This is a genomic window from Saccharothrix mutabilis subsp. mutabilis, assembly GCF_039521145.1.
In the GTDB taxonomy this organism is placed as follows: Bacteria; Actinomycetota; Actinomycetes; order Mycobacteriales; family Pseudonocardiaceae; genus Actinosynnema; species Actinosynnema mutabilis.
Map to the genome: position 1 here is coordinate 1 of NZ_BAAABU010000070.1, position 597 is coordinate 597.

Consider the following 597-nt stretch of genomic DNA (forward strand, 5'->3'; position numbering starts at 1 on the left):
GTCCGCATAGAACACGTCCGCCTTGCCGGTCACGACGTTGGTCGCGGCATCGGTCTGCTGCTTGCTCGGCATGACCTCGACCGCGGCCTTGCCATCGGCGGCGCACTGTTCCTTGATCTTGTTGGCATCCTCTTCCTGCGTGGTGCCCACCTGCACTGCGATCTTCGTGCCGCACAGGTTCTTGGCGTCCACCTTGTCGGGATTGCCCTTCTTCACCACCCACATCGAGCCTGCCTTGTAGTAGCTCACGAAATCGACGGAATCCTCACGTTCCTCGGTGATCGTCATCGCTGTGATGCCGAGGTCGTACTTGCTGCCCACGCTCGGCACGATCGAATCGAAGCTCGACGAGATGAAGTCCGCCTTCACGCCCAGGGTCTTGGCAAGCGCCTTGGCGAGGTCCACATCATACCCTTCCGGGGTCTTGCCGTCCTCCGCCACGAATTCCGCCGGTGCATAGGTCATCTCCATGCCGACGGTGAGTTTGCCGGACTCGGCGATTTTCTGCGGCAGCATGGCCGCGATCTTGTCGTCCTTCTTCACCGAGTCGACAATCGAGGTCGCGTTCTGCGAGTCCTTTGCCGCGGTCTGCGTTTC

Annotated in this window: 1 protein-coding gene; it reads right to left on the bottom strand. The window is 61.0% G+C overall.

The genetic code is table 11. The features are described 5' to 3' along the window. A partial coding sequence (locus ABD126_RS38620) for a transporter substrate-binding domain-containing protein (RefSeq protein ID WP_343940669.1) occupies positions 1 to 543 on the bottom strand: 543 nt, incomplete at its 3' end. Positions 544 to 597 lie beyond the last annotated feature (54 nt).